At 44.6% G+C, this 2,099-nt stretch carries 2 protein-coding genes and 1 pseudogene; 1 reads left to right on the forward strand and 2 read right to left on the reverse strand.

From position 1 onward, the window contains the following. Positions 1–127, reverse strand: a pseudogene (locus tag F6K20_RS41045) (GntR family transcriptional regulator); the annotation flags it as partial. Between F6K20_RS41045 and F6K20_RS35655 the strand changes: the two are divergent. Next, positions 110–1,090 carry a serine hydrolase gene (locus F6K20_RS35655; RefSeq protein ID WP_287297975.1) on the forward strand — a complete coding sequence of 327 codons (981 nt, stop codon included), beginning with the start codon at positions 110–112 and terminating at the stop codon, positions 1,088–1,090. The pseudogene F6K20_RS41045 and the gene F6K20_RS35655 sit on opposite strands and share 18 nt — an antisense overlap. A 32-nt stretch (positions 1,091–1,122) precedes the next feature. On the opposite strand, the gene obgE is transcribed toward F6K20_RS35655, so the two are convergent. Continuing rightward, positions 1,123–2,099 (reverse strand): GTPase ObgE (gene obgE / locus F6K20_RS35660; protein WP_287297977.1); only part of this gene is annotated, 977 nt, incomplete at its 5' end.

Genomic DNA, 2,099 nt, shown 5'->3' on the forward strand with positions numbered 1-2,099 from the left:
AACTTGCCTGATCGCTAATAATTATCTGGGAACTGCGAACCAGAGCTTTTAGTTTGTAGTTGTCCTTGATCTGAGCCGTCATCACTAACAACTCATCTCCCCGTAGACTATGGATAATAATTTCTACCGGCTTTGGATTTTGATTATCCGTTTGCTGATTGTAGGAATTGGTCTCGGAGCGATCGCAGGTACCGTATTATCCAGCTTGGGTACTGCTAGCCAACCATCTACCAAAACCACAGACAATGCTCCCATTGAAGTCCAGCAGAGTTTGAGTCAGACAATTAGTTCTCAATTGACACCCCTGCTGCTGAACAAATCTCCCTTACAAAAACAAATTCAAACTCTAGTAAAGCAACACCCCCAATTGCAACCGGGAATCTTCATCCATGATCTTGATACCGGTGCTTTCCTAGAATCAAATAGCCGTCTAATTTTTCCTGCTGCTAGCACCATTAAGTTACCAATTCTAATTGCTTTCTTTCAGGATGTAGATGCAGGCAAAGTTTTATTAGATGAATATATAACCATGAAACCAGAGATGATTGCTGGTGGTTCTGGAAACATGCAATATCAAAAACCAGGCAAACAGTACAAAGCTCTGGAAGTAGCCACCAAAATGATCACCATTAGTGATAACACGGCTACGAATATGCTGATTGAACGTCTTGGTGGCATCGAAGTTCTCAATCAACGATTCCGCTCTTGGGGTTTGAAAAAAACTGTACTGCGCAACCCCCTACCAGATTTGCCAGGAACAAACACCACTAGCCCAAGAGAACTAGCTAGTTTGATTTTTAACCTTGAGCAAGGTAAGTGGATTTCTCCCCAATCTCGTACTGACCTGATCGATATCATGATCCAAACTAAGACCAACACCTTATTACCCCAAGGACTAGGTAATGGTGCCACCATTGCCCACAAAACTGGCACCCTTGGCCGACTACTGGCCGATGTAGGTTTGGTAAAAATGCCCAACGGCAAGCGTTACATTATCTCTGTAATGGTCAAACGCCCCTTTAATGATGCCAGTGCCGAAAAACTGATTCGCACCATTTCTCGACAAGTCTATGACTACTTTAATAATTAGCCATTAATAATTAGTCATTTCTTAATTACCGGTTAAACCTTGACAGTTGACTGTGGAAGGTTGACTGTTGTCTTTGAGCAATCTGCCACTGACAACTGATCTAGAGATTGCCAGATTTTCGATAACAAAGCATCCAAGCCGATTTTAGCAACAGCTGAAATCGAAAAAACTGGTACCTGAGTAAGCTGATTTAGGTAAGTAGAAACCTCTTCGATCATGTCTTGATCAACCGCATCTACTTTATTAAGGGCAAGAATTTGGGGACGCTCTGGCAATTCTCTGCCATAGGCTTGTAACTCCTGTTGAATGGTGTGATAATCAGCAATCGGGTCAGCAGCAGTAATATCAATCAAATGCAGTAACAAGCGAGTGCGTTCGATATGACGTAGGAAGTCGTGACCGAGACCAATACCTTGATGAGCTCCAGCAATCAACCCAGGAATGTCAGCAAATACAGTACCATCCCCAGTTGGTTTACGAACCACACCTAAATTCGGAATCAAAGTGGTAAAGGGGTAATTGGCTATCTTGGGTCGTGCCGCTGAGAGTGCTGAAATCAGAGTAGACTTACCAGCATTAGGTAGACCAATAATGCCCACCTCCGCCAGTAACTTCAACTCTAAGCGTAACCTCAATTGCTCTCCTGGTAGTCCAGGTAACGCATGCTCTGGTGCGCGATTGTGATTACTCAGGAAATGCCGATTTCCCAAACCTCCTTTACCACCCTTGGCAACACAAAGCATTTGCCGAGGTTGCACCAAATCCCCCAGCATTTCTCCCGTGTCAGCATTGTAAACAACCGTGCCACAGGGAACTTCAATAATGCGATCGCTACCATTTTTTCCCGTCCGATTATTAGGGCCTCCCCGACCCCCATTCTCAGCTCGAAAGCAATGGGCGTATTTAAAATCTAGCAACGTTTGCAGGTGCTCTATAGCATTCAAAATCACGCTACCCCCCCGACCACCATTACCCCCCGCCGGTCCTCCAGCAGGAACATACTTTTCCC

The organism is Moorena sp. SIO2C4, assembly GCF_010672485.1.
Lineage (GTDB): Bacteria > Cyanobacteriota > Cyanobacteriia > Cyanobacteriales > Coleofasciculaceae > Moorena > Moorena producens.